The organism is Noviherbaspirillum sp. ST9, from assembly GCF_048799745.1.
In the GTDB taxonomy this organism is placed as follows: domain Bacteria; phylum Pseudomonadota; class Gammaproteobacteria; order Burkholderiales; family Burkholderiaceae_D; genus Noviherbaspirillum.
In genome coordinates this window covers 1-25,677 of sequence record NZ_JBLWFR010000006.1, presented here as the reverse complement: position 1 = coordinate 25,677, position 25,677 = coordinate 1, and the positions used below count along the sequence as shown (strand labels likewise).

General features: G+C 61.9%; 28 protein-coding genes. 24 read left to right on the top strand and 4 right to left on the bottom strand.

The features are described from left to right. From rsmG to ACNOHI_RS14510, 5 genes are read left to right on the top strand one after another with little or no spacing between them, the layout of a single operon-like run. Complete coding sequence (gene rsmG / locus ACNOHI_RS14530) at positions 1–654, top strand: 16S rRNA (guanine(527)-N(7))-methyltransferase RsmG (protein WP_420475395.1); 654 nt, start codon at positions 1–3, stop codon at positions 652–654. After that, a complete protein-coding gene (leuE, locus tag ACNOHI_RS14525) occupies positions 651–1,283 on the top strand; it encodes a leucine efflux protein LeuE (RefSeq protein WP_420475394.1) in 633 nt (210 codons plus the stop codon). The genes rsmG and leuE overlap by 4 nt, the downstream gene beginning before the upstream one ends. A gap of 6 nt (positions 1,284–1,289) precedes the next feature. Next, a complete protein-coding gene (locus ACNOHI_RS14520) occupies positions 1,290–2,060 on the top strand; it encodes a ParA family protein (RefSeq protein WP_420475393.1) in 771 nt (256 codons plus the stop codon). A 9-nt stretch (positions 2,061–2,069) separates the two neighbouring features. Further along, complete coding sequence (locus ACNOHI_RS14515; protein WP_420475392.1) at positions 2,070–2,954, top strand: ParB/RepB/Spo0J family partition protein; 885 nt, start codon at positions 2,070–2,072, stop codon at positions 2,952–2,954. After that, the gene (locus tag ACNOHI_RS14510; RefSeq protein ID WP_420475391.1) at positions 2,951–3,496 is read left to right on the top strand and encodes an RBBP9/YdeN family alpha/beta hydrolase; all 546 of its coding nucleotides are present in this window, start codon (positions 2,951–2,953) and stop codon (positions 3,494–3,496) included. Before ACNOHI_RS14515 ends, ACNOHI_RS14510 begins: the two co-directional genes overlap by 4 nt. Positions 3,497–3,504: 8 nt before the next feature. On the opposite strand, the gene ACNOHI_RS14505 is transcribed toward ACNOHI_RS14510, so the two are convergent. Beyond that, complete coding sequence (locus tag ACNOHI_RS14505; RefSeq protein WP_420475390.1) at positions 3,505–4,005, bottom strand: acyl-CoA thioesterase; 501 nt, start codon at positions 4,003–4,005, stop codon at positions 3,505–3,507. A 422-nt stretch (positions 4,006–4,427) separates the two neighbouring features. On the opposite strand from ACNOHI_RS14505, the gene ACNOHI_RS14500 reads away from it, so the two are divergent. The 12 genes from ACNOHI_RS14500 (at position 4,428) to ACNOHI_RS14445 (ending at position 13,321) form a co-directional block, all read left to right on the top strand. After that, entirely contained in the window at positions 4,428–4,766 is a 339-nt protein-coding gene (locus ACNOHI_RS14500; protein WP_420475389.1) for an ATP synthase subunit I, read from the top strand. Position 4,767: 1 nt separating this feature from the next. Beyond that, a complete protein-coding gene (atpB, locus tag ACNOHI_RS14495) occupies positions 4,768–5,589 on the top strand; it encodes a F0F1 ATP synthase subunit A (RefSeq protein WP_420475388.1) in 822 nt (273 codons plus the stop codon). Positions 5,590–5,668: 79 nt separating this feature from the next. Beyond that, positions 5,669–5,914 (top strand): F0F1 ATP synthase subunit C, encoded by a 246-nt coding sequence (atpE, locus tag ACNOHI_RS14490; RefSeq protein WP_088710626.1) that lies wholly within the window; start codon positions 5,669–5,671, stop codon positions 5,912–5,914. Positions 5,915–5,988: 74 nt separating this feature from the next. After that, positions 5,989–6,459, top strand: a complete 471-nt coding sequence (locus tag ACNOHI_RS14485; protein ID WP_420475387.1) for a F0F1 ATP synthase subunit B — start codon at positions 5,989–5,991, stop codon at positions 6,457–6,459. Between the two features lie 2 nt (positions 6,460–6,461). Continuing rightward, positions 6,462–6,995, top strand: coding sequence for a F0F1 ATP synthase subunit delta (locus ACNOHI_RS14480; protein ID WP_420475386.1), 534 nt, complete (start codon positions 6,462–6,464; stop codon positions 6,993–6,995). 53 nt (positions 6,996–7,048) lie between these two features. Then, the gene (atpA, locus tag ACNOHI_RS14475; RefSeq protein WP_420475385.1) at positions 7,049–8,584 is read left to right on the top strand and encodes a F0F1 ATP synthase subunit alpha; all 1,536 of its coding nucleotides are present in this window, start codon (positions 7,049–7,051) and stop codon (positions 8,582–8,584) included. A gap of 27 nt (positions 8,585–8,611) precedes the next feature. Continuing rightward, a complete protein-coding gene (gene atpG / locus ACNOHI_RS14470) occupies positions 8,612–9,481 on the top strand; it encodes a F0F1 ATP synthase subunit gamma (protein ID WP_420475384.1) in 870 nt (289 codons plus the stop codon). Between the two features lie 32 nt (positions 9,482–9,513). Continuing rightward, positions 9,514–10,911: a F0F1 ATP synthase subunit beta gene (gene atpD / locus ACNOHI_RS14465; protein ID WP_420475383.1), complete on the top strand. Its 1,398-nt coding sequence runs from the start codon at positions 9,514–9,516 to the stop codon at positions 10,909–10,911. Positions 10,912–11,021: 110 nt separating this feature from the next. Beyond that, a complete protein-coding gene (locus ACNOHI_RS14460; RefSeq protein WP_420475382.1) occupies positions 11,022–11,444 on the top strand; it encodes a F0F1 ATP synthase subunit epsilon in 423 nt (140 codons plus the stop codon). A 105-nt stretch (positions 11,445–11,549) separates the two neighbouring features. Next, positions 11,550–11,981: a CoA-binding protein gene (locus tag ACNOHI_RS14455; protein WP_420475381.1), complete on the top strand. Its 432-nt coding sequence runs from the start codon at positions 11,550–11,552 to the stop codon at positions 11,979–11,981. A gap of 15 nt (positions 11,982–11,996) precedes the next feature. Next, complete coding sequence (locus tag ACNOHI_RS14450; protein WP_420475380.1) at positions 11,997–12,758, top strand: SGNH/GDSL hydrolase family protein; 762 nt, start codon at positions 11,997–11,999, stop codon at positions 12,756–12,758. A 47-nt stretch (positions 12,759–12,805) separates the two neighbouring features. Next, positions 12,806–13,321, top strand: coding sequence for a hypothetical protein (locus ACNOHI_RS14445; protein ID WP_420475379.1), 516 nt, complete (start codon positions 12,806–12,808; stop codon positions 13,319–13,321). Here the strand turns inward: ACNOHI_RS14445 and ACNOHI_RS14440 are convergent. Further along, positions 13,310–14,827, bottom strand: a complete 1,518-nt coding sequence (locus ACNOHI_RS14440) for a PLP-dependent aminotransferase family protein (protein ID WP_420475378.1) — start codon at positions 14,825–14,827, stop codon at positions 13,310–13,312. The two genes, ACNOHI_RS14445 and ACNOHI_RS14440, sit on opposite strands and share 12 nt — an antisense overlap. Positions 14,828–15,010: 183 nt before the next feature. Here ACNOHI_RS14440 and ACNOHI_RS14435 point away from each other — a divergent pair, with 183 nt between their 5' ends. From ACNOHI_RS14435 to gabD, 6 genes are all read left to right on the top strand, one after another. Then, positions 15,011–16,279 carry a 4-aminobutyrate--2-oxoglutarate transaminase gene (locus tag ACNOHI_RS14435; protein WP_420475377.1) on the top strand — a complete coding sequence of 423 codons (1,269 nt, stop codon included), beginning with the start codon at positions 15,011–15,013 and terminating at the stop codon, positions 16,277–16,279. A gap of 49 nt (positions 16,280–16,328) precedes the next feature. Continuing rightward, positions 16,329–17,429, top strand: a complete 1,101-nt coding sequence (locus ACNOHI_RS14430; RefSeq protein WP_420475783.1) for an ABC transporter ATP-binding protein — start codon at positions 16,329–16,331, stop codon at positions 17,427–17,429. Between the two features lie 48 nt (positions 17,430–17,477). After that, entirely contained in the window at positions 17,478–18,506 is a 1,029-nt protein-coding gene (locus ACNOHI_RS14425) for an ABC transporter substrate-binding protein (RefSeq protein WP_420475376.1), read from the top strand. An 86-nt stretch (positions 18,507–18,592) separates the two neighbouring features. After that, positions 18,593–19,876 (top strand): ABC transporter permease, encoded by a 1,284-nt coding sequence (locus ACNOHI_RS14420; RefSeq protein ID WP_420475375.1) that lies wholly within the window; start codon positions 18,593–18,595, stop codon positions 19,874–19,876. A 135-nt stretch (positions 19,877–20,011) separates the two neighbouring features. After that, on the top strand, positions 20,012–20,848 hold the full coding sequence (locus ACNOHI_RS14415) for an ABC transporter permease (protein WP_420475374.1): 837 nt from the start codon (positions 20,012–20,014) through the stop codon (positions 20,846–20,848). 9 nt (positions 20,849–20,857) lie between these two features. Next, positions 20,858–22,312 carry an NADP-dependent succinate-semialdehyde dehydrogenase gene (gene gabD / locus ACNOHI_RS14410; protein WP_420475373.1) on the top strand — a complete coding sequence of 485 codons (1,455 nt, stop codon included), beginning with the start codon at positions 20,858–20,860 and terminating at the stop codon, positions 22,310–22,312. Here the strand turns inward: gabD and ACNOHI_RS14405 are convergent, their stop codons facing one another. Beyond that, on the bottom strand, positions 22,313–24,181 hold the full coding sequence (locus ACNOHI_RS14405; RefSeq protein ID WP_420475372.1) for a diguanylate cyclase domain-containing protein: 1,869 nt from the start codon (positions 24,179–24,181) through the stop codon (positions 22,313–22,315). Continuing rightward, positions 24,178–25,278 carry an ABC transporter substrate-binding protein gene (locus tag ACNOHI_RS14400; RefSeq protein ID WP_420475371.1) on the bottom strand — a complete coding sequence of 367 codons (1,101 nt, stop codon included), beginning with the start codon at positions 25,276–25,278 and terminating at the stop codon, positions 24,178–24,180. The genes ACNOHI_RS14405 and ACNOHI_RS14400 overlap by 4 nt, the downstream gene beginning before the upstream one ends. Positions 25,279–25,517: 239 nt before the next feature. Here ACNOHI_RS14400 and ACNOHI_RS14395 point away from each other — a divergent pair. Continuing rightward, positions 25,518–25,677: uroporphyrinogen decarboxylase family protein (locus tag ACNOHI_RS14395; RefSeq protein ID WP_420475782.1), on the top strand; the 160-nt coding region annotated here is incomplete at its 3' end.

The following is a 25,677-nucleotide window of genomic DNA, read 5'->3' as shown; positions in this document are numbered from 1 at the left end:
ATGACCTCCTTTTCCCGCGATGAACTGATGCGCACGCTTGCCGAAGGCGTGCGCGCACTGCAACTTGACCTCAGCGACGCCCAGCTCGGCAAGCTGATGGACTATCTTGCGTTGTTGTCAAAATGGAACGCCGTTTATAACCTGACCGCGCTCCGCGACCCGAAGCAGATGGTCACGCACCACCTGCTCGATTCGCTCTCGGTCGTGCCCGCATTCGCCGGCGCGAAGAACATCCTCGACGTCGGCGCCGGAGGGGGCTTGCCCGGTATCGTGCTCGCCATCGCGCGGCCCGACATGCGTGTGTCCATGGTCGACACCGTGCACAAGAAGACCGCCTTCCTCACGCAAGTCAAAGCCGAACTCGGACTGGCCAACGTGACCGTCTACACCAGCCGCGTGGAGCAACTGAAGGTGCCACAGAAATTCGACGTCATCACCTCGCGCGCCTTCGCTGAGCTGAACGACTTCGTCACCTGGTCCGGCCAGTTGCTGGAGGAGGGCGGACACTTTATCGCGCTCAAGGGCGTCATGCCGAACGAAGAAATCGCACGACTTCCTGCCGGATGGAAAGTGGGCAAGGTAGAATCGCTGACCGTGCCCGGCCTCGATGCCGAGCGCCATCTCGTATTCATCGAAGCTGGAGAGCAGGCATGAACGCACTGTTTCATTCCATCGGCATCACCGACGTGTGGCAGCTCATCGCAGCTACCATGGTCTTCCTCATGCTGCCTGGCCCCGGCACCTTCTGCGTCCTTACCTGCACCGGCCAGCGCGGATTGCGCGGCGGCTTCGCTTCGCTCGCCGGCCTCATGCTCGGCGATCTCGTACTGATGTTCCTCGCCGCTATCGGCGTCGCCGCACTGCTGCAGGCGAACCCGGTGCTGTTCCAGGGACTGCAATATCTTGGCGCCGCCTACCTCGCGTATCTTGGCTTGCGACTCGTGTTCGCAAAGAGCGAAGAGGGCGGGGCGGTCGTGCCGTTCTCGAATGCCGCCGACTTCCGCCGCGGCCTCCTCGTCACGCTCATCAATCCGAAAGCCATCGTGTTCTACATGGCCTTCTTCCCGCTCTTCATCGACCCCGCGACGCACCAGGGAGCGGTCACCTTCGCAGCGATGGGTGCGGTCATTTCCTGCTGCACCCTGTTCTACGGCAGCCTGCTGGTACTGGCCGGCAATGCTGCGGCAAAACGACTCGCACGCAATCGGCGCATCGCGGCATTCGCATCGAAAATGGCGGGCATGTTCCTGATCGGCTTCGGCATCAAACTCACGACAAACTAAAACAACATGGCCAAGATATTCTGCGTCGCCAACCAGAAGGGCGGCGTCGGCAAGACAACCACCGCAGTCAACCTCGCAGCCGGCCTCGCCAGGATCAACCAGCGCGTTCTGCTGGTCGACCTCGACCCCCAGGGCAACGCGACGATGGGTGCCGGCATCAACAAGGCTGAGCTCGAGTCGTCCGTGTATGAAGTACTGCTCGGCTTGGCCGACGTCAACACCGCGCGCAAGAAATCCGAGACCGGCGGCTTCGACGTGCTCCCCGCGAATCGTGAACTGGCTGGCGCGGAAGTGGAAATGGTCGAACTCGAGAATCGCGAGAAGCGCCTGAAGGACGCCCTCGCCGCCGTCGGAAGCGACTACGATTTCATGCTCATCGACTGTCCGCCCGCGCTGTCGATGCTCACGCTCAACGGCCTCTGCGCGGCGAACGGCGTGATCATCCCGATGCAGTGCGAGTACTACGCACTCGAAGGCCTGTCGGACCTCGTGAACACGATCAAGAAAGTGCACGGCAAGCTCAATCCCGATCTCAAGATCATCGGCCTGTTGCGCGTGATGTTCGATCCGCGCATGACGCTGTCGCAGCAAGTGTCCGCGCAGCTCGAACAGCACTTCGGCGACAAGGTGTTCAAGACCATCATTCCGCGGAATGTGCGCCTCGCTGAAGCACCGTCCTACGGCATGCCCGGCGTCACCTTCGATCCCGCATCGAAGGGCGCGCAAGCGTATGTCACGTTCGGCGCAGAGATGGTCGAGCGCATCAAGACTATGTAAGGCAAGACTATGGCACTCAAGAAAACCAAGGGACTCGGCCGCGGCCTCGATGCACTGCTGGGCGGTTCGTCCGATTTCGAAGAAGCCGTTCCGACCGTCGCTGGCGCACCGTCCACACTGAGCGTCACGAAGATGCAGGCCGGTAAATACCAGCCGCGCACGCGCATGGACGAAGGTGCGCTGCAAGAGCTCGCCGCATCGATCAAGGCACAAGGTTTGATGCAACCCATCCTCGTGCGTCCGATTAACGGCGATGGCCGCTATGAAATCATCGCCGGCGAACGTCGCTTCCGTGCCGCGCAGATCGCCGGCCTCAGCGAAGTGCCCGTCCTCGTGAAGGATGTCGACGACCAGGCCGCCGCCGCGATGGCACTGATCGAAAACATCCAGCGTGAAGACCTCAATCCGCTGGAAGAAGCGCAGGGCATCCATCGCCTGATCACCGACTTCGACTTCACCCACGAACAGGCCGCCGGCGCGGTCGGACGCTCGCGCAGCGCGGTATCGAATTTGTTGCGCCTGCTGAATCTCGCCAAGCCCGTGCAGACCATGCTGATGGCGGGCGACATCGATATGGGCCATGCGCGCGCATTGCTCGCCGTCGATTCGGCGACACAGATCACGCTCGCCAACCAGATCGTCGCCAAGCGCATGTCGGTGCGCGACGCCGAAAAGCTGGTCGTGAAAACGACGACCGAACAAGCGGGCAACAAGACGCGCGCGGGCAAGGAAAAATCGCGCGACCTCGCGCGCCTCGAAGAAGAGCTGTCCGACACCTTGGCCACGCAAGTCGTCATCAAGGTCGGCGCCAAGAACAAGGGCCAGCTCATCATCGATTTCGCCAACCTCGACGCGCTCGACGGGCTGATCGCGAAACTGCGCGGGACCGAATGACGACGACCATCCTCATCCATCCCGGCCTGTTCAATTCAGGCGAGGGCCATTGGCAAACCGTGTGGGAAGACATGCTGCCGAACGCGCATCGCGTGCAGCAGCGCGACTGGGATGCACCGGGCCGCGACGAATGGATCAACACACTCGACACGGCGATTGCATCCGCGCAGGGGCAGGTGGTGATTGCGGCGCACAGCCTCGGCTGCGCCACGACTGCATGGTGGGCCACCACGCACGCGCACAGGCCGCATTTTGCGAAAGTGAAAGGTGCGCTGCTCGTCGCGCCGCCGGACGTGGAACGCGAAAGCGCCCCTGAGCCTGTCAAAGGATTCGCACCGATGCCGCGCATCCGGCTGCCATTCAAGTCGCTTGTCGTCGCATCGTCCGACGATCCCTGGTGCGAACTCGCTAAGGCAAGGGAATGGGCTGCGGCCTGGGGCGCCGAGTTCCATGACATCGGCGCGCGCGGCCACATCAATTCCGAAAGCGGACTCGGCAACTGGCCGCAAGGGCGGGACTGGCTGTACAGCCTCGTCGGCTGAGCAGGAGGTCAGGGCAGGGCGGCGCCTTCGCCGATCAGTGCCAGTTCATCCTCCTGCGCCTTGCGCATTTCAGCCATGCGCATCGCGTACTTTTGCAGGCGCAGGTCTTCCTCGCTCACGGGTTCCCAGGCCGGCACCTGCACCGAGTCCCCGCCGCCATCCACCGCGACGAACACGATCAGGCAGCGCGTCGTCTTCTTGCGCGTTCCCGTACGCGGATCGGTCGCCGACACGTCGATCGCAATATGGATGCTCGAACTTCCCGTATGCACGACGGTCGCCGTCACCTCGACGACCTGGCCGATGAAGATGGGCTTGTAAAAGCGGATCCCGCCCACGAAGACCGTGACGCAGTAATACCCGCTCCAGCCGACCGCGCAGGCATAGCCGGCCTGGTCGATCCATTTCATGACGGCGCCGCCATGGACTTTACCGCCGAAGTTGACGTCGGTTGGCTCCGCCAGGAAGCGAAGGGTGATGGAGCGAGGGGCGGGCCGGTGGGAATCCATGTTCATGTCCTTTGAAGAAGCCGCATGCGACATGCATGCATGGGCAACATAACAATAAGCATGCCACGCCCCAGCTTTCATTGCGCTTTCAATAACTCATTGATTTATAGGCGAAAAGCAGCTCGCTTTGACGTGGGGCGCACCAAGAGGGTGCGAATAGTCCGACAGCCGCGCCGAGCCGGCGTCCGGATTTCCGCAAGTGGCAATTTTGCGCGCCATACTCCGCATTTCCACGTAGGCCAATACGGTAGTTTTACTATGGTCTTATATAAGACTTTCCTTCCGCCAAAGGTTTGACCATCCCTGTGGAAAACACTTATAATCCCGTGGTTTCACAAGACGCCCACTAAGAAATACCGCGGCCCGTAGCCGGAGCTTTCAGAAGCCGAAAGCCCCACGGATTGCACCAAAGCGGATCATCAATGCTACGCGTCGTCCTCCTGCAGTTTTTGACAACGATCGTTACCGGCCTGATTGCCGGCCTGATCGGAGGATGGCACGCGCTGTTGTCTGCACTTCTTGGCGGCTTGTGCTGTGTTGTGCCGAATGGCTTGTTTGCACTGCGTTTGTTTACCAACGCGCGCAAGCCAGGGGCTGTCAACCCGATGACCTTTTTCATCGGTGAATTTATCAAGATTGCATTGACTGTCGCGCTGCTTGGCGCGGTGGTATGGCTGTACCGCGATTTGAACTGGCTGGCGCTACTCGCTGCTTTCATCGTGGCGCTGAAAAGTTACATCATCTTAATATTTAGGCACTGACATGGCATCCACTGGACACGCTCCAACTGCATCAGAATACATAGTCCACCACCTCGGACACTTCTCCACCCATCATCAAGACAAGATCGTCGATTTCTCGATCATCAACATGGACACGCTGTTCTGGTCCGTGACGATGGGCGTGCTCGGCTGCTTCGTGATGTGGCTGGCCGCGCGCAAGGCGACCTCCGGCGTGCCGGGCCGCTTCCAGGCGTTCGTTGAAATGGTCGTCGAGATGGTCGAAGACCAGTCCAAGTCCATCGTCCACGGCGACCGTCGCTTCATCGCTCCGCTGGCGCTGACCGTGTTCGTCTGGGTCGCGCTGATGAACTCGCTGGACTTCCTGCCGGTCGACATGTTCTCTTCGCTGTTCGCCCTGCTCGGCCTCGAAAACGTCATTCCTTACCATCGCGTCGTTCCGACCGCCGACCTCAACGGCACCCTCGGCATGGCCCTCGGCGTGCTCGCCGTCGTGATCTATTACAACCTCAAGATCAAGGGCGTGGGCGGCTGGCTGCACGAGTGGCTCGCAGCACCGTTCGGCATCTACATGGCGCCGTTCAACGTCCTGCTGAACGCGATCGAATATGTTGCCCGTACCGTTTCCCTCGGCATGCGACTCTTCGGCAACATGTACGCAGGCGAACTGCTGTTCCTGCTGATCGCACTGCTCGGCTCGATGGCCACCGCATTCGGCTTCATCGGCCATGTGATCGCAGGCTCGATGTGGGCAATCTTCCACATCCTGATCGTGTTCCTGCAAGCGTTCATCTTCATGATGCTGACGCTCGTGTACATTGGCCAGGCCCACGAAGCGCATTAAAGAATCCTCAGGATAGTTGTACGTAACGAAGTTTGTTTTTTAGTTTTGTCTTTAACCTTAACCTTTTGAAGGAACTCTCATGACTGACATCTCTTTTGTTGCTTTGGCTTGCGGCTTGATCATTGGCCTGGGTGCTATCGGTGCATGTATCGGTATCGCTATCATGGGCGGCAAGTACCTCGAAGCATCGGCACGTCAGCCTGAACTCATGAACACCCTCCAGACCAAGATGTTCCTGCTGGCTGGTCTGATCGACGCTGCATTCCTGATCGGTGTTGGTATCGCAATGCTGTTTGCTTTCGCAAACCCGTTCATCGCGAAGTAATTAGCGTATAGCTGATTTCCAACAGCCGAACCGGTCCCTGGTTCGGCTCTCGTTATTCTGAGAAGGAAAACACCGTGAACTTAAATGCAACCTTGTTTGCGCAGTTCGTGGTCTTCTTCATCCTCGCGTGGTTCACGATGAAGTTCGTGTGGCCCCCGCTGATGAAGGCGCTCGACGAGCGCGCCGAGAAGATCGCGAGCGGCTTGGCCGCCGCCGACCGGGGCAAAGCAGAGATGGCTGCCGCTGAAAAGCGCGCGCAGGCTGAACTGGCTACCGCCCGAGACGAAGGCCAGAAGCGCATCGGCGACGCTGAAAAGCGTGCCCAGGCAATCATCGAAGACGCCAAGAAATCTGCATCCGACGAAGCTGCGCGCATTATCGCCGCCGCCAAGGCCGACGCAGAACAGCAAGTCACTCGTGCACGCGACGAACTGCGTGCCCAGGTCGCGACTCTCGCGGTCAAGGGCGCTGAGCAGATCCTCAAGCGTGAGGTGAACGCAGCGGCCCACGCCGACCTGCTGAACCAACTCAAGACCGAGCTGTAATCATGGCCGAACTCGCAACGATTGCTCGTCCTTACGCAGAAGCACTGTTCCGTGTAGCCAAGTCCGGCAATCTCGCTGCCTGGTCCGACCTCGTGTCGGAAATGGCAGCCGTTGCCGCTCTCCCCGACGTCAAGTCTTTCGCCAGCAATCCGAAGCTCTCGGACAAGCAGGTTTCCGAAACGTTCTTGTCGCTGTTGAAGTCCAATGTCTCCCCCGAAGCGAAAAACTTCGTTGGCATGTTGGTCGAAAACGGCCGCCTCTCGCTGCTGCCGGAAATCGGCGCGCAGTTCCATGTATTGAAGAATGCATCGGAAGGCGCCGCAGATGCGGAGATCACGAGCGCGTTCGCGTTGACCGACGCTCAAGTGAAAGACCTGGTGGCGACGCTGGAAAAGAAATTCGGCCGCAAGCTGAACCCGACCGTGACCGTGGACACCTCGCTGATCGGCGGCGTTCGCGTCACCGTCGGCGACGAAGTGCTCGACACTTCCGTCCGCGCCAAGCTGCAGAAGATGCACGCAGCCCTCGCGTCGTGATCGCGGCATGCTGACGCTAGCGTAAGCAGAGATTAAAAAATTTAGGAGTTAACATGCAACTCAACCCGTCTGAAATCAGCGAACTGATCAAGAGCCGGATTCAAGGCCTTGGCGACACCGCTGAGATTCGCAATCAGGGCACGGTCATTTCCGTGACCGACGGTATCTGCCGCATCCACGGTCTTTCCGACGCGATGCAAGGCGAGATGCTGGAATTCCCGGGCAACACCTTCGGTCTGGCGCTGAACCTCGAGCGCGATTCCGTCGGCGCCGTTATCCTGGGTGAATACGAGCACATTTCCGAAGGCGATACCGTCAAGTGCACGGGCCGCATCCTGGAAGTGCCGATCGGTCCGGAACTGAAGGGCCGCGTCGTCAATGCACTGGGCCAGCCGATCGACGGCAAGGGTCCGGTCAACACCAAGCTGACCGCCCCGATCGAAAAGATCGCCCCGGGCGTTATCGCACGTCAGTCCGTCTCCCAGCCGATGCAAACCGGCCTGAAGGCAATTGACTCCATGGTGCCGATCGGCCGTGGCCAGCGCGAGCTGATCATCGGCGACCGTCAAACCGGCAAGTCCGCCGTTGCGGTTGATACCATCATCAACCAAAAGGGCCAGGACATGACGTGTATCTACGTCGCGATCGGCCAGAAGGCTTCCACGGTCAAGAACATCGTGCGCGCTCTCGAGCAGCACGGCGCGATGGAGTACACCATCGTCGTTGCCGCCAACGCTTCCGAATCCGCCGCGATGCAGTACGTCGCTGCCTACTCCGGCTGCGCCATGGGCGAATACTTCCGCGACCGCGGTCAAGACGCACTGATCATTTATGACGACCTGTCCAAGCAGGCTGTCGCTTACCGTCAGGTTTCCCTGCTGCTGCGCCGTCCGCCGGGCCGCGAAGCATACCCGGGCGACGTGTTCTATCTCCACTCCCGTCTGCTCGAGCGCGCAGCACGCGTGAACCCCGACTACGTCGAAGCGTTCACCAATGGCGAAGTGAAGGGCAAGACCGGTTCGCTGACCGCACTGCCGATCATTGAAACCCAGGCAGGTGACGTGTCCGCGTTCGTTCCGACCAACGTGATTTCCATTACCGACGGCCAGATCTTCCTCGAGACCTCGCTGTTCAACGCAGGTATCCGTCCCGCGATCAACGCAGGTATCTCGGTGTCCCGCGTCGGTGGTGCAGCTCAGACCAAGGTCATCAAGGGCCTGTCCGGCGGTATCCGTACCGACCTGGCGCAGTACCGTGAACTGGCCGCGTTCGCGCAGTTCGCTTCCGACCTCGACGAAGCCACCCGCCGCCAGCTGGACCGCGGTGCACGCGTGACCGAACTGCTGAAGCAGCCGCAATACTCGCCGCTGCCGATCTCGCTGATGGCCGTGTCGCTGTTCGCAGTGAACAAGGGCTACTTCGACGACATCGACGTGAAGAAAGTGTTGGCATTCGAATCCGGCCTGCATAACTTCATGAAGACCAGCCACGGCGCCCTGCTGCAGAAGATTGAAGACTCCAAAGCACTCGACAAGGACGGCGAAGCTGAACTTGCCGCCGCGATTGCCGCCTTCAAGAAAACTTTCTGATCACTGGAGCTGAAGGAGTAATTACTCATGGCTGCAGGCAAAGAGATACGCGGCAAGATCAAGAGCGTAGAGAACACGAAGAAGATCACCAAGGCGATGGAAATGGTCGCCGCATCCAAAATGCGCAAGGCGCAGGACCGGATGCGTTCGGCCCGTCCCTACAGTGACAAAATTCGTAATATCGCCGCTCACTTGGCGCAGGCCAACCCGGAGTACACGCATCCTTTCCTGGTCAAGCAGGACACGGCAAAGAAGGTGGGCATCATCGTCGTCACGACCGACAAGGGTCTGTGCGGCGGCATGAACACCAACGTGCTGCGTCAGGTGACCAACAAGGTGCGCGAGCTCGAAGGTCAGGGCAAGAAGGTTGAAGCAGTCGCAATCGGCAACAAGGGTCTCGGTTTCCTGAACCGTATCGGCGGCAAGGTCGTGGCGCAAGCCGTCGGCCTCGGCGACACGCCGCACCTGGACAAGTTGATCGGCCCCGTCAAGGTGCTGCTCGACGACTACCAGGAAGGCAAGCTCGATGCGGTTTACCTGTTCTACACGAAGTTCATCAACACGATGAAACAGGAACCGATGATGGACCAGTTGCTGCCGTTGTCGGCAGAGCGTATGGAAACGGACAAGAATTCGCACTCGTGGGATTACATCTACGAGCCGGATGCCCAGTCCGTGATCGACGAACTGCTGGTGCGATATGTCGAAGCGCTGATTTACCAGGCCGTCGCCGAGAACATGGCGTCGGAACAATCGGCGCGCATGGTGGCGATGAAGGCTGCTTCCGACAATGCAGGTAACGTGATCGGCGAACTGAAGCTTGTGTACAACAAGACTCGCCAGGCTGCGATTACCAAGGAACTGTCCGAGATCGTCGCCGGTGCGGCTGCGGTTTAACTAAAGAATCTACTTATATTGAAGGAACGAAAATGGCTGAAGGCAAAATCGTTCAGTGTATCGGCGCCGTGGTTGACGTGGAGTTTCCGCGCGACGCGATGCCCAAGGTTTACGATGCTCTGAAGATGGCAGGCTCCGCCCTGACCCTCGAAGTGCAGCAGCAGCTTGGCGACGGCATCGTCCGTACCATTGCGCTGGGCTCCTCCGACGGTCTGCGTCGCGGCATGGTGATCCAGAACACCGGCGCACCGATCTCCGTGCCGGTTGGTCCGGCAACGCTGGGCCGCATCATGGACGTGCTCGGCAACCCGATCGACGAGCGTGGTCCGGTCAACGCAACGCAAACCGCATCGATCCACCGCAAGGCACCGGCATACGACGAGCTGTCCCCGTCGCAGGAACTGCTGGAAACCGGCATCAAGGTTATTGACCTCGTCTGCCCGTTCGCCAAGGGCGGTAAGGTCGGTCTGTTCGGCGGTGCAGGTGTGGGCAAGACCGTGAACATGATGGAACTCATCAACAACATCGCGAAGGCACACTCGGGTCTGTCCGTGTTCGCCGGCGTGGGTGAGCGTACTCGTGAAGGTAACGACTTCTACCACGAAATGGCTGACTCCAAGGTCGTTGACCTGGACAACCTGGCCAACTCGAAGGTGTCGATGGTCTACGGCCAGATGAACGAGCCGCCGGGCAACCGTCTGCGCGTGGCGCTGACCGGTCTGACCATTGCGGAATCCTTCCGTGACGAAGGCCGTGACGTTCTGTTCTTCGTGGACAACATTTACCGTTACACCCTGGCCGGTACCGAAGTGTCCGCGCTGCTGGGCCGTATGCCGTCCGCGGTGGGTTACCAGCCGACGCTGGCCGAAGAAATGGGCCGCCTGCAAGAGCGTATTACCTCGACCAAGACCGGTTCGATCACCTCCATCCAGGCCGTGTACGTCCCGGCGGATGACTTGACCGACCCGTCGCCGGCAACCACGTTTGCTCACTTGGACTCCACCGTCGTTCTGTCGCGTGACATCGCTGCACTGGGTATCTACCCGGCAGTGGATCCGCTCGACTCGACCTCGCGTCAGCTGGACCCGAATGTCGTCGGTGCAGAGCACTACGAGACCGCACGCGCCGTTCAGGGCACGCTGCAGCGCTACAAGGAACTGCGCGACATTATCGCGATTCTGGGCATGGACGAACTGGCACCGGAAGACAAGCTGGTCGTGGCACGTGCTCGTAAGATGCAGCGTTTCCTGTCGCAGCCGTTCCACGTCGCTGAAGTGTTCACCGGCTCCCCGGGCAAGTACGTTTCGCTGAAGGACACGATCAAGGGCTTCAAGATGATCGCTTCGGGCGAACTCGATCACCTGCCGGAACAGGCGTTCTACATGGTCGGCACGATCGAGGAAGCAATCGAAAAGGCCAAGAAGATCTAATCGCGCGCGGCGCAGCGCGTCGCAGCCGGGCAGGGCACAAGGTACCGTGCCTCGCCTGATCGCGGCGGACTGCGTGCACTCGGTCTGATCTTCAGACGAAAGGTTCTAACATGGCACACACTATTCACGTAGACGTCGTCTCCGCCGAAGAAGAAATCTTCGCCGGCGAGGCCGAATTCGTCGCGTTGCCGGGTGAGGCAGGTGAACTGGGTATTTATCCCCAGCACACCCCGCTGATCACGCGCATCAGGCCGGGTGCGGTGCGCATCAAGGTACCGGGCCAGGCGGATGAGGAATTCGTATTCGTCGCGGGCGGTATCCTCGAAGTGCAACCGAACGGCGTCACCGTGCTGGCCGATACCGCGATCCGCGGTCACGACCTGGACGAGGCGAAGGCGGCTGAAGCGAAGAAACTGGCTGAAGAAGCGCTGGCCAACCGCGAGTCGGAAATCGACTACGCCAAGGCACAGGCTGAACTGGCCGCCGCCGTGGCGCAACTGGCAGCGATCGAAAAGCTGCGCAAGAAGCGCTAAGCGATGTTGGCAGTACAATGAAAAGGCAGCTTCGGCTGCCTTTTTTATTGGCAATTCGACGTTGAGACGATGGCGACGAAATAACTACTTTGCGCAGGAATCTGAATGGATCAGGAACAGCAGGTCATCAATCGCATCCTCATGGAAAGCCGCACGATTGCCGTCGTCGGCATGTCCTCCAAGCACGACAGGCCGAGCCATGAAGTTGCGCAATACATGCAGGCGCATGGCTATCGTATCCTTCCCGTGAACCCTTCGTATGCGGGCACGCGCATTCTTGGTGAGCAATGCTACGCGACACTCGCCGAGGCGGAGGCGGCAATGAAGAAAGCGGGCGGCCGGATCGATGTCGTCGATTGCTTCCGCAAGCCGGAGGAAGTGGGTACTGCTGTCGACGAGGCGATTGCAGTCGGCGCGCGTGCCGTCTGGATGCAGCTCGGTGTCGTCGACGAGGAGGCTTCGGCGAGGGCAGCGAAGGCGGGACTCGACGTTGTGATGGACAAGTGCATCAAGATCGAACACATGCAGTTGCGCTGAAACAGAGGAGCCGGAATGCACCGCTACCTGCCGGAACTGGTTGCCTTGCCGATGCTGCCTTTCCTGATTGCGCAGGGAAGGCATACGCGCAAGGTCACGCCGCGACTGCCTGAGGCTGGCGGGCCAGTGGAGGGCATCGCCGGTGGTACGCAGGGTGGCCTGCCCTTGCGCTTGCTGACTGTCGGGGAGTCACCGGTGGCCGGTGTCGGGGTGAGCACCCACGAGCAAGCTATTTCCGGCCAGCTGGCACTGGCGCTGGCAAATCGACTTCAACGGCCTGTCGCGTGGCGTGCCTGCGGCAGGAATGGCGCGACTGCGCGCGAGGCACTTGAGTCTTTCATCCGGGAGATTCCCGCGGAGCCGGTCGACATCGTCCTGATTGCCTTTGGCGTCAACGATACGACGGCCTTCAATCCGGCCGCACGCTGGACGCGCGACCTCGACGAGGTCTTGCAAACCCTTGCGCGGCGCTGCCAGCCGAAGCTGGTCCTCCTTTCCGGCCTGCCGCCCGTCGCGCATTTCCCCGCCTTGCCCCAGCCTCTGCGCTTTGTAATGGGCCTCAAGGCCTCCGTCCTCGACCACGCCGCAAAGGAGCTTGCGGCGACGCGCGAAGCGGTCTGCTACGTGCCACTCGCGCTTGATACCCACGATATGGCGATGATGGCATCCGACGGCTACCATCCCTCGGAAAAGGGCTGCACGGCTTGGGCAGAACTGCTCGCCGAGGCGGCGCTCGCGCACTCCACGACGATTTGTCCGGGCGCAAAGCGAGTGTGACTGCTTGCTTCAAAAGATGATTCCGGTCGTAAATGGCGGTAGGATAGGTGACCACCAGAGAGGTTGTCATGGAATTCCTGCTCGATCCCGACGTCTGGGAAACCGCCAGCTTCATCGTCACCGTGTTCGGCTTGCCGTTCGCGATCTTCCTGTTCCTCTTTGAACAGCGCAAGGAGCGCGACGCCGAGGACGAGGAAGCGTACCAGCTGCTGCAGGATGCCTATAACGACTTCCTGAAGATCGTCCTCGACAATCCCGACCTCAAGCTGCGCACCAACGCGCCCACGCCCAACCTGAGCGACGAACAGCGCGAACGCATGCTGATCATTTTCGAAATGCTCATCGCGCTCTTCGAGCGCGCCTACATCGTGGCCTACGAGCCCGACCTGAAAGGCGTTGCGTTGCGTCGCTGGAATTCTTGGGACGACTACATGCGCGAATGGTGCCAGCGCGAAGACTTCTACTTCCAGCTGCCGCAGCTGCTGCGCGGCGAGGATCCGCATTTCGCCGCGTATATCCGCCGCATCGCCGACGAAGAGCAGCAGAGCAAGCTAGCGTCCTGACGCCCTCTGGCGCACCTCGATGCTGTTCGAGAGGTGCGGACGGATGATGTTGGCGAGGCGGTCGAAGGTCGGGGCGACGATTTCATTCGGCACGCAGGCGTAGCCGAGGATGAGCCCCTTGCGGGCAGTGCGTGCATCCATGTAGTAGCGAGACAGCGGCCGCGCGATGATCCCCGCTGATTGCGCATGCCGGCTGACGACCGCGTCGTCGCAGTGGTCCGGCAAGCCCAGCGTCAGGTGCAGTCCCGCATCGCCTCCGCTCATTGGCAGCGTGTCGCCGAAGTTGCGCTCAATAGCCCCTTGCAGCAACCGCAGCCGCTCCTCGTACAGCACGCGCATGCGGCGGATATGCGACGCGAAATGCCCCTCCGTCATGAAGTCGGCCAGCACCGCTTGCGTGAACACCTGCCCGCCCCGGTAAAGCTCCGACAAGCCGGTCGCGAACGGCGCCGCCAGCCCCTGCGGGACGACGAGGAAACCGATGCGCAGGCCGGGGAAAAGCGTCTTGCTGAACGAGCCGAGATAAAGCACGCGGTCATGCCTGTCCATGCCCTGCAGCGACGCCAGCGGCCGGCTGTTGTAGCGGAACTCGCTGTCGTAATCGTCTTCCATGACCCAGGCGTTATGCACTGCCGCGTATTCCAGCAGCATGCGCCGGCGCGACAGGCTCATCACCGGGCCGAGCGGATACTGGTGCGAAGGCGTGACGAAAATGAAGCGCGGCGGATTGCGCCAGTCGCCGTTGCGCAGGTCGATGCCTTCGCTGTCGACGGGAACGGGGACGGGCTTCAGGTTCAGCGAATGCAGCACGCTGCGCGTTCCCCAGTAGCACGGGTCCTCGACCCAGGCCCGGTCGCCCGTCTCCGCCAGCAGCTTGGTCGCCAGGTCGATCGATTGATGGATGCCGGTGGTGACGATGACTTGCTCCGCCGTGCAATTCACGGAGCGCACCACGCGCAGGTATTCCGCGATGGCCTCGCGCAGCGGCGGGTAGCCACCACCCTGGCCGTAGGTCAGCAGGTCGGGTTGCGCGCGCCGCCAGTACTTGTTCTGCAGCCGGCTCCAGGTCTTGGTCGGGAAGTGGGTCACATCGGGCACGCCGGGCATGAAGGCACCCCACTGCAGACGGTACGCCCCCGCGTGCTCCACCAGTTGCGCGCCGCGTGCCGAAAGGCCGAGGCGGCTCGACGGATTGACGGGAGCGGCTTCGCCAGCGGCGACCTCCGGCATCTCGTGGGGCATGGTGTCCGCGACGAAGGTGCCCGCGCCGACGCGCGTCTCGAGAAAGCCTTCCGCCACCAGCTGCTCATAAGCGTAGGTCACGGTATTGCGCGACATCTTCAGCTCACGGGCGAGGTCGCGCGATGACGGCAGCTGCAACCCGGCGGGCAGTACGTGGGCGAGGATCGCTTCACGGACGACCTGATAGAGCTGGCGGTTGACCGGCGTACCCGCCTGGCGGTCGATGCGTTGCAGGAGGAAGTCGGAGAGGGCGGCGATACGCAAAGTGGCACCTTGTGGATTGCAGGGGAAAGCACGTCTATGGAGCCACGCCCCTGCCTTCCTTGTCAATGCTCAAATCCCCCTTCTGAAGTGGCACCATCAAATAATCAGAAGTGGATCTATTTATAGGGCCAAAGCAAAAGTACGATTCGTCCATCGCATTTACACAAGGCAAACGGGACGAAGATGAAGAATTCCGATCTACAGCGCCGCAAAGACGCGGCCACCCCACGCGGCGTCGGCGTGATGTGCCAGTTCTACGCCGATCGCGCGTCCAACTCCGAAATCTGGGATGTCGAAAACCGCCGTTACATCGATTTCGCCAGCGGCATCGCCGTGCTCAATACCGGCCACCGCCATCCGAAGCTGATCGAGGCCATGCAGAAGCAGCTCGACAAGTTCACGCACACTGCCTACCAGATCGTCCCGTACGCGAGCTATGTCGAACTGGCCGAGCGCGTCAATGCCATTACCCCGGGCAGCCATGCCAAGAAGACCGCGTTCTTCTCCACCGGCGCCGAAGCCGTGGAAAACGCCATCAAGATCGCCCGCGCCGCTACCGGCCGCGCAGGCGTCATCGCTTTCTCCGGCGGCTTCCACGGCCGCACGATGATGGGCATGGCGCTCACCGGCAAGGTCGTGCCGTACAAGGTCGGCTTCGGCCCCTTCCCGGGCGAGGTGTACCACGCGCCGTTCCCGATTCCGGTCCATGGCATCTCTACGCAGGATTCGCTCGATGCGCTGCAGTCGCTGTTCAAGTCCGACATCGACCCTAAACGCATTGCGGCGATCATCCTCGAGCCCGTGCAGGGCGAGGGCGGTTTCTACCCGGCGCCGGTCGATTTCATGCGTGTCCTGCGCGCGCTGTGCGACCAGCACGGCATCCTGCTGATCGCCGATGAAGTGCAGACCGGCTTTGCCCGTACCGGCAAGCTGTTTGCGATGGAGCACTACGACGTGCTTCCCGACCTGATGACGATGGCCAAGAGCCTCGCCGGCGGCATGCCGCTATCCGCGGTGTGCGGCCGCGCCGAGATCATGGACGCACCCGCGCCCGGTGGTCTCGGTGGCACCTATGCGGGTAATCCGCTGGCGGTTGCCTCCGCGCATGCCGTGCTCGATGTGATCAAGGATGAAGGACTGGTGGAGCGCGCCAACGTGCTCGGCCAGCGCCTGAAGGACAAGCTCAACGAGCTGCGCGAGACGGTGAAGGAAATCGCCGACGTGCGCGGCCTCGGCGCCATGGTCGCGGTCGAATTCATGAAGCCCGGCACGCGCGAACCCGATGCCGATTTCACGAAGCGCATCCAGGCACGTGCAATGGAAAACGGACTGCTGCTGCTGACCTGCGGCGTGCACGGCAACGTCATCCGCTTCCTGTTCCCGCTGACGATCAGCGACAAGCTGATGGATGAGGCACTCGGCATCCTTGCCGACGCCTTGCGAGAGCGCTGACCACCCCGCGGCAACGTACCGCACTGAACGAGTTGGGAGACAAGACGTGCTGAATGAAGAACACATCCAACGTGACACCCTCGTCGCTTTTCGCGGCGTGAAGAAAACCTATGACGGCGAACACCTCGTCGTCAAACAACTCGACCTCGACATCGAGCGCGGCGAATTCCTGACGCTGCTCGGCCCGTCGGGGTCGGGGAAGACGACCTGCCTGATGATGCTGGCCGGCTTCGAGTTTCCCACCGGCGGCGAGATCCGCCTCGAAGGGCAACTGCTTAATAAAGTGCCGCCGCACAAGCGCAACATCGGCATGGTGTTCCAGAACTACGCGCTGTTCCCACACATGACGGTCGCGCAGAACGTCGCCTATCCGCTGTCGGTGCGCAAGCTCGATTCCGTGACCCGTGCCGCGAAGGTGAAACAGGCGCTGGACATGGTGCAGATGGGGAAGTTCGCCGACCGCTATCCGGCGCAGCTTTCCGGCGGCCAGCAGCAGCGCATCGCCCTGGCGCGTGCGCTGGTGTTCGAACCCAAGCTGGTGCTGATGGACGAACCCCTCGGTGCACTCGACAAGCAGTTGCGCGAGCACATGCAGCTGGAACTCAAGGCACTGCACCAGCGCCTCGGACTGACCTTCGTCTACGTGACGCACGACCAAAGCGAAGCGCTCACCATGTCGGACCGCGTCGCGGTATTCGACCAGGGCGTGATCCAGCAGCTGGCTGAAGTCGATGACCTGTACGAGCATCCGCAGAACCAGTTCGTGGCCGGCTTCATCGGTGACAACAACCGCTTCAGCGGCACCGTTGCCGCCATCGATGGCAAGCAGTGCGGCATGCGCCTGCCGGATGGCAGCATCCTCACCGGTCTCAACATCGGCGGCGCCGCCGCAGGCCAGCGCGTGACCGCCTGCGTGCGTCCCGAGCGCATCCGGCTGGTGCCGTCCAGCGAACAGGCGTCGAATGCGCTGCGCGCCACGGTTTCCGACCTGATCTATTTCGGCGACCACGTGCGCGTGCGCTGCAGCTTGCCGCAGCAGGATGACTGCTTCGTCAAGATCGCGCTCAGTGACAGCGCACTGCCGCAACTGCGCACCGGATCGCCGGTGGTGCTCGGCATCGAGCCGGACCGCCTGCGCGTCTTTCAATAAGTCCAACAGGTTTTCTTACCACCGTCCGAGAAGAGAAAAGGAGAGTCCATGAAACTGCACGCCCCCGCCATCCTGTTTGCCGCGCTCGCATCCGCCGGCCTTGCACACGCCGCCGAGCTCACCGTCGTCAATTTCGGCGGCGCCAACAGCAATGCGCAAAAAGTCGCCTACGTCGAGCCGTTCCAGAAAAGCGGCGACAAGGTCACCGTCGTCGAATACAACGGCGAAATGGCCAAGGTGAAAGCCATGGTCGAAGCCAAGAAAGTGAGCTGGGACCTGGTGGAAGTGGAATCGGGCGAAGTCGGCCGCGCCTGCGAGGAAGGCCTGCTCGAAAAGATCGACCACAGCAAGTTCGGCAAGAAGGATGATTTCATCCCGGCGGCATTCCACGAATGCGGCTTCGGCGCCTTTGTGTGGTCCACCGTGCTCGGCTACAACGCCGACAAGCTCAAGACCGCCCCCAAGGGCTGGTCCGACTTCTGGGACGTGAAGAAATTCCCCGGCAAGCGCGGCATGCGCAAGGGCGCGCGCTACAACCTCGAATTCGCGCTGATGGCCGATGGCGTGCCGACCAAGGATGTGTATAACGTTCTGTCGACCAAGGCCGGCGTCGACCGCGCGTTCAAGAAGCTCGACGAAATCAAGCCGCACATCCAGTGGTGGGAAGCCGGCGCGCAGCCGCCGCAATTCCTGGTGGCCGGCGATGTCGCCATGTCCACCGTGTTCAACGGCCGCATCGATGCCGCGCAGCGCGAAGGCAAGAACCTGGCCGTCACCTGGGCCGGCGCGATCTATGACCTCGACTACTGGGTGATCCCGAAGGGCGCGAAGAACAAGGATGTGGCGGAAAAGTTCATCGCCTACTCCAGCACGCCTGAAGCGCAGCACACCTACGCGACCAAGATCGCCTACGGCCCGGTCAACAACCAGGCACTCAAGCGCCTGGACGCCAAGACGCTGGCGAACCTGCCGACGTCGACCGCGAACGTGAAGGATTCCGTGCAGCAGAACCTGAAGTTCTGGACCGACCATGGTGAAGAGCTGGAGCAGCGTTTCACCGCTTGGGCGGCCAAGTAAAAGTGTCTCCTCGCCCTCCGGCGTTTTGATGCCGCCCGCAAGGGCGGGCGGCATCGTTTTTCAATACAAGAACGAGAGACAGAGACATGACTTCTCCCGCCATCGGAGTAGCCTTCGACACCCTCCCGGCCGAACCCTCCACGGCCCAGCTCAAGCGTGAATTGCGCGCCGCGCAGCTGCGCAAGCGCATGGGCGCCATCGCGCTGATCGCGCCGCTGATGATCTTCCTGCTGGTCACTTTCGTCGCACCCATCGTCATCCTGCTCAAGCGGGCGGTGGAGAATCCGGAAGTGATGAGCGTGCTGCCGAAGACGGTGCAGGTGCTTGCAGGTTGGGATCGTCACGGTACGCCTTCTGATGAGGCCTTTGCCGCGCTGGCGGACGACCTTGCTGTCGCGAAAGAGCAGAATGTCGCCGGTGTGCTCGCCCGCCGCGTCAATGCCGAAATCCCCGGCTCGCGTTCGATCATCATGAAGACCGCGCGTGCCATGCCGCTGCAGGATGCGGAGGGCAAGCGTCTGAAAGGCACCGACGCACGCGAGGCACTGGTCGCGATCGACGAACATTGGGGCCAGCCGGAATACTGGCAGGTCATCGCGCGCAACGGTTCACGCTACTCGCCCTATTACCTGTTGGCCTCGCTCGACCTGAAGCAGGACGCCTTCGGCGGCATCGAGCAGGTCGATGAAGAACAATCCGCCTACCGTACGATTTTCGCTCGCACCTTCATGATCAGCCTCGGCGTCACGCTGTGCTGCCTGCTGCTCGGCTATCCGCTCGCCTACTGGCTGTCGACGATGTCCGAGCGCCGCGCCAACCTGTTCATGATCCTGGTACTGATTCCGTTCTGGACCTCGATCCTGGTGCGCGTCGCCGCATGGATGGTGCTGCTGCAGGCCGAAGGCCTGGTCAACAAATCGCTGATGCTGACCGGCCTCATCGACGCGCCGCTGGAGCTGCTGTTCAACCGTACCGGCACCTACATTTCGATGACGCACATCCTGCTGCCCTTCATGATCCTGCCGCTGTATAGCGTGATGAAATCGATCCCACCGAGCTACATGCGGGCGGCGGTGTCGCTGGGCAGCCATCCGTTCGCCGCCTTCTGGCGCGTGTATGTGCCGCAGACCTATCCGGGGGTGGGGGCGGGCGCGCTGCTGGTGTTCATCCTTGCGCTTGGCTACTACATCACACCGGCGCTGCTGGGCGGAACCAATGAGCAGATGGTCAGTTATTACGTGGCGTACTTCATCAATGTGACGATCAACTGGGGTATGGCGTGCGCGCTGGGGGCCTTGCTGTTTATTGCGACCTTGCTGCTGTATGGGGTGTATCGCAAGTTTGCGAAGATTGATGTGAGCATGGGGTAAGCGAGCCTCCATCTTCTGCATCATGCAACCTTGTCATTCCCGCCTTCGCGGGAATGACGGGGGAGAAATGCGGTAGTTCATGCGCAAGCGCCCCCCTGCTGAAGAAGGCGAGCAAACAAATAGAGAGACAACACGATGAAACACATACTGCCAACATTCGCCCCCTACCAGTCCCTCACCGAGCGCGCATGGTTCTTCATCCTGCGCGGCATGAACGCACTGACGCTGCTGTTCCTGGTGCTGCCCATCCTGGTCATCATCCCGCTCTCGTTCTCCGAGAGTTCCTTCCTGTCCTATCCGATGCCGGGCGTGTCGCTGAAGTGGTACCAGAACCTGTTCGATTCGGAGGAGTGGATGCGTGCCGCGAAAAACAGCTTCATCGTCGCGCCCGCTGCCACGCTGATCGCCACCGTGCTCGGCACGCTCGCGGCCGTCGGGCTGAACAAGGCGGAGTTCCGCGGCAAGGGCCTGGTGATGGCCGTGCTGATTTCGCCGATGGTGGTGCCGGTCGTGGTGGTCGGCGTGGGGGTGTATCTGTTCTTCGCCGACATCGGACTGTCCGAAAGCTATGCAGGACTGATCATCGCCCACGCTGCGCTGGGCGCTCCGTTCGTCGTGACCACCGTGTCGGCAACCTTGCAAGGATTCAACCACAACCTCGTACGTGCCAGCCTCAGCCTCGGCGCCAGCCCGCTGTCGACGTTTTTCCGCATCACCTTGCCGGTAATCGCGCCGGGATTGGTGTCGGGCGCGCTGTTTGCCTTCGCGACCTCGTTCGATGAAGTGGTGATCACGCTCTTCGTCGCCGGACCGGGACAGTCCACGCTGCCGCGCCAGATGTTCGCCGGCATTCGTGAAAACATCACCCCGACAATCGCCGCGCTGGCGACTATCCTGATTGTGTTTTCCACCTGCCTGCTGCTCGCGCTCGAATGGCTGCGCGGACGCAACAAGGCAGCCGCCAAATTCTAAGGAGCAAACATGCTGAACCTCAAAGATCCTTCCCTGTTCCGCCAGCAAGCCTTCGTCGGCGGAAAGTGGTGTGATGCCGATAAGGGCGAAAGCTTTCCGGTCACCAATCCTGCGACCGGCGAAACCATCGGCAATGTGCCGCGCATGGGCGCCGCCGAAACACGCCGCGCGATTGCCGCCGCCAGCGAAGCCTGGGCCGGCTGGCGCGCGAAAACCGCGAAGGAACGCAGCGCCATCCTGCGCAAGTGGAACGACCTCATGCTGGCCAACGCGGACGACCTTGCGCTGATCATGACGGTGGAGCAGGGCAAGCCGCTGGCGGAATCGAAAGGCGAGATCGGGTACGCCGCATCCTTCATCGAATGGTTCGCCGAAGAGGCCAAGCGCGTGTCGGGCGATACGCTGCAATCGCCCTGGACGGATCGCCGCATCGTCGTCACCAAGGAACCGATCGGCGTTTGCGCCGCCATTACGCCGTGGAATTTTCCCGCCGCCATGATTACGCGCAAGGTCGGCCCGGCGCTTGCCGCAGGCTGTCCGATGGTGGTCAAGCCGGCGGAAGGCACGCCGTTCTCCGCCCTGGCCATGGCCGTGCTGGCGGAGCGCGCGGGTGTTCCTGCCGGCGTGTTCTCCGTCGTCACCGGCGACGCGCGCGCCATTGGCGGCGAAATGACCTCGAACCCGACGGTGCGCAAGCTGAGCTTCACCGGTTCCACCGAAGTCGGCCGCCTGCTGATGCAGCAATCCGCCGCCACCGTGAAGAAGCTGTCGCTCGAACTGGGCGGCAATGCGCCCTTCATCGTGTTCGACGATGCCGACCTCGACGCGGCGGTGGAGGGCGCGATGGCGTCGAAGTACCGCAACGCCGGCCAGACCTGCGTGTGTGCCAACCGCATCTACGTGCAGGATGGTGTGTACGACGCCTTCGCCGACAAGCTGGTGTCCGCCGTGCGCAAGCTGAAGGTCGGCAACGGCCTCGAAGCCGGTGTCACGCAGGGGCCGCTGATCGACGAAGATGCGGTGAAGAAGGTCGAGCTGCACGTCGCCGATGCAACGGAAAAGGGCGGCCGTGTCCTCACCGGCGGCAAGCGCCATGCGCTCGGCCATACCTTCTTTGAGCCGACGGTGATTGCCGGCGTGACCACCGAGATGCGCGTGGCGAAGGAGGAAACCTTTGGGCCGGTTGCACCGCTGTTCCGTTTCAAGACGGATGCCGATGCGATTGCGATGGCCAACGATACCGAGTTCGGGCTCGCCGCTTATTTCTATTCGCGCGACATTGGGCGCATCTGGCGCGTGGCGGAAGCACTGGAGAGCGGCATGGTCGGCATCAACACCGGCCTGATCTCGAATGAAGTGGCGCCCTTCGGCGGCGTCAAGCAGTCCGGCCTCGGGCGCGAGGGATCGAAGTACGGGATGGACGATTATCTCGTCATCAAGTACCTCTGCATGGGCGGTATTTGATTACTCCGCAAGCACCGAACGGTTGCGTCCGTTCTTGGCGCGATACAGCGCCAGGTCGGCATCCTGCAGCAGGGAATCGAAGTCCTGGTGCAGGCCGTGTTTCAGGGAGGCGATGCCGACGCTGACGGTCACCCGGTCGGCGACGTGGGAGGATTCGTGGGGAATAGCCGCCTCCCATACGGCTTCGCGCATCCGTTCGGCCAGCACGTGCGCCTGCTCCGGCGTGGTGTTGGGCAGCAGCACCACGAACTCCTCGCCGCCGAGGCGCGCGAGCAGTTCGCCGGCACGGTTGAAGAGCAGGGCCAGCTTGTCCGCAATCGCCTGCAGGCAGCGGTCTCCCTGCGCATGCCCGTAGGTGTCGTTGTAGCGCTTGAACTCGTCGATGTCGCACATCAGGACCGAGAGCGGCGTTTCGGCACGCATGGCGCGGCGGAATTCGACATCCTTCATTTCATCGAAATGGCGGCGGTTTGCCAGTCCGGTCAGCGCGTCGTGCCGGCTTAGCGAGTGCAGTTCGCGGTTGGCCTTCTGCAGCGCTTGCTGGGTATCGAGCAGCGTCATCTGCGCCGCCTTGTGATCGAGCATGTTGGCCGAGACGCGCGCGGCCAGTTCGACCAGTGTGGCGCTCTCGCTCTCTTGCGTGATGGCGCGGCCGACGAGGCAAAGCAGGCCGATCGTATTGCCTTTCACTTCCACCCCGACCGCCGTATAGGCATCGCAGCCGAACAGCGCCAGCAGGGGATCGTCCGCATTCGCTGCTTTCTCTCCGTACAGCCAGACCCGCGAGCGGCGGTCCGCCAGCATGCGGCGCGGCAGGACGTCGTCGGCGATGAACATTTCCCTCAGGCTGCCATCCACGGCCAGCGGCGGCCAGGCATTGGCGACGCCGAAGCCGCGTGCTTCCATGTCATAGGTGTAGAGCAGGCAGCGGCGCGCGCCGAAATAATCGCCGAAGGCCGACAATCCGTGATCGACGGCTTCGTTGGCATGGCCGGGCGGAAGATTGATGAAGCGCGTCAGCACGCGGATGATCAGGCCATGGAATCCGCGCAGGCGTTCCAGCGAACGCGTGCGTTCGCCGACCATGTCGGACAGTCGGTCGCGATGGTTGCGCAATTCCTCTTCCAGCACGCGCTGGTTATCGATGTACTCCACCAGCTGGCCGTTGAGCGCATTGAAGGCGCCGCACAGCTGGTCGAGTTCGTCCACATGGCGTCGCGCGTGACGCTGCAAGGTCAGGGCCTGCCCGAGCGCGGTGGGGCGGAGGGACGCGACCTGCCTGGCCATGTGCGACAGATGGCGCGTCACGAGCCGGGCGATCAGCCAGGCGATCAGCAGGCCGAGCACCAGTCCCTTGAATGCCTCGCCTGCCAGGATGCGCAAGGCGCTGGTCTCGATGCGGCTCAGGAAGGCAGGACGATCGACGTACAGGTGCAGATGGCCGACCACAAGGTCGGGGTTGTACGGGCTGATGAGCGTTTCCCTCCATGACAGCGGATCGACCGGGTCATGTTCGGCGGCATGGTTGCGGAACATGGCGGCATTGCGCTTATGGGTGTGGACGTTTGTCCCTATCGTGGTCGTCAGCACCGCATGGCCGACCATCGGGAAACTGGCGAGGCCGTCCATCTGCAAACGTACCGCCGCCATGTCCAGGTCCCACAGGCTGTTGGCGAGGCTCTTGCGATAGCTTGCGGCGGCGAAGCGCAACTGGTCGATGGCGTCCCTGCGTTCTTCCTGGTAGTCGATCGCGATCAGGATGGCGGTCATGGCGACCGTGACGAGCGTGCTGTAGAACAGCGCCCACGCAACGACGCGGCGGCTCAGCGGACGGAAGGGTTTGGCGGTGGACGAAACGGGTTGCGTCATTTTAATGCAGGCAGGAGGCCGAACTGGTAGCTGCGGAGTTGCGGGTTCAGGCGCTTGGAAAATTGCCGGAAGTCGATGCTGCTGAAATCCTCGTCGCCAAAGCGGGTCAGGAAGCGCTGCGCGCGTTCCTCGTCCAGCAGCATGAACGAGGGCAGGACGACGTCCGCGCCGTCGCGCCCGAAATCCTTGCCGTGGTGGTAGTCGTACAGCATGACGAGTCCCCACGCCGCCAGCGTGAAGTGGCCGCCGGCGAGTGCGGAGACGCGGCCCTGCACGCGCGCTTGCAGCACCGGCGGCGAGTTGTTGATCGCCGACACCAGCAGGTCGGTACCGGGCGTGCGTCCGGCCGCCTCCGCCGCATCGATGGCGCCGAAGGCCATCAGGTCGCTGGCCACCCAGAAGGCATTGATTTTCGGGTAGCGCAGCAGCAATGCCGCCGCCTGCTCCCCGGCCCGGGCGCGATCCCAATTGCCGTAGACCACCTGTTCCAGCACCACCGCGGGATGGGCGGCGAAAACGTCGATCGCGCCCTGCAGCCGCTGCGTACCGGTCGGCGTCGCCTTGTCGCCGGCAATCGCGGCGACATGCACCTTGCCGTCGTCCGCCACGGCGTGCCGCAGCAGCGCCTGCCGTACCAGCTCCTCGGCGGTCAGCCTGCCGGCCTCGGCCGCGTTGGGGGTGAGCGAGCCCAGCCAGTGGCGGAACTTTTTGCGTGGCTTGCCGTATTCCGACTGCTGCGACTCGACCAGCCCGCTGTAGACGATCAGCGACTTGATGCCGGCATGCTCGGCGAGCTTGAGCATTTCGCCGGCGGAGAGCTTTTCGTTCACCAGCATCAGGTAATCGGGTTTCTTCGCACGCGAGGTGACTTTGCGCACAAGCTCGATCATTTTCAGGTGGTCGCGTTCGGCGTACAGCACCTCGAGCTCGATGCCGAGCTGCTGGGCGGCCGGTTCCGCGAAACGGGCGGCACTGCGCCAGAACGGCTCGTCCGAGCGTCCTGGATTGATGAAGACGACATTGATAGCGGCAGCCCACACGGCAGGACCTGCCAGGCTCAGCACGACCCCCAAGCCCGCGGCAATCCATCGGCGCATGGCCCCTCCTTATCAGACACGACCGCAAGTCTTGTCCCGCCGCCTGGACGAGGCGCCGGCATTCTTTTTATGGATTGCGGAATGGAAACATCACTATAGCGCCGGGCCGCCGGGAGCTGAAGCATTTTTCCGGCCGCGCGGCGTCGTGCAACGATTTTCTTGATGTGGATGCGGGAATTTCGTTGCGCGCGGGTGGCGTCGGCATGGGCGATAATGGCGGATTCGTGAAAGGTTTTGCCATGTCATCCAAGTTTGCCCCCCTCCAGAACGACACCTTCCTGCGCGCGCTGCTGCGCCAGCCGACCGAGTACACGCCGATGTGGCTGATGCGCCAGGCCGGCCGCTACCTGCCGGAATACTGCGCCACCCGCAAGCGCGCCGGCTCCTTCCTCGGCCTGG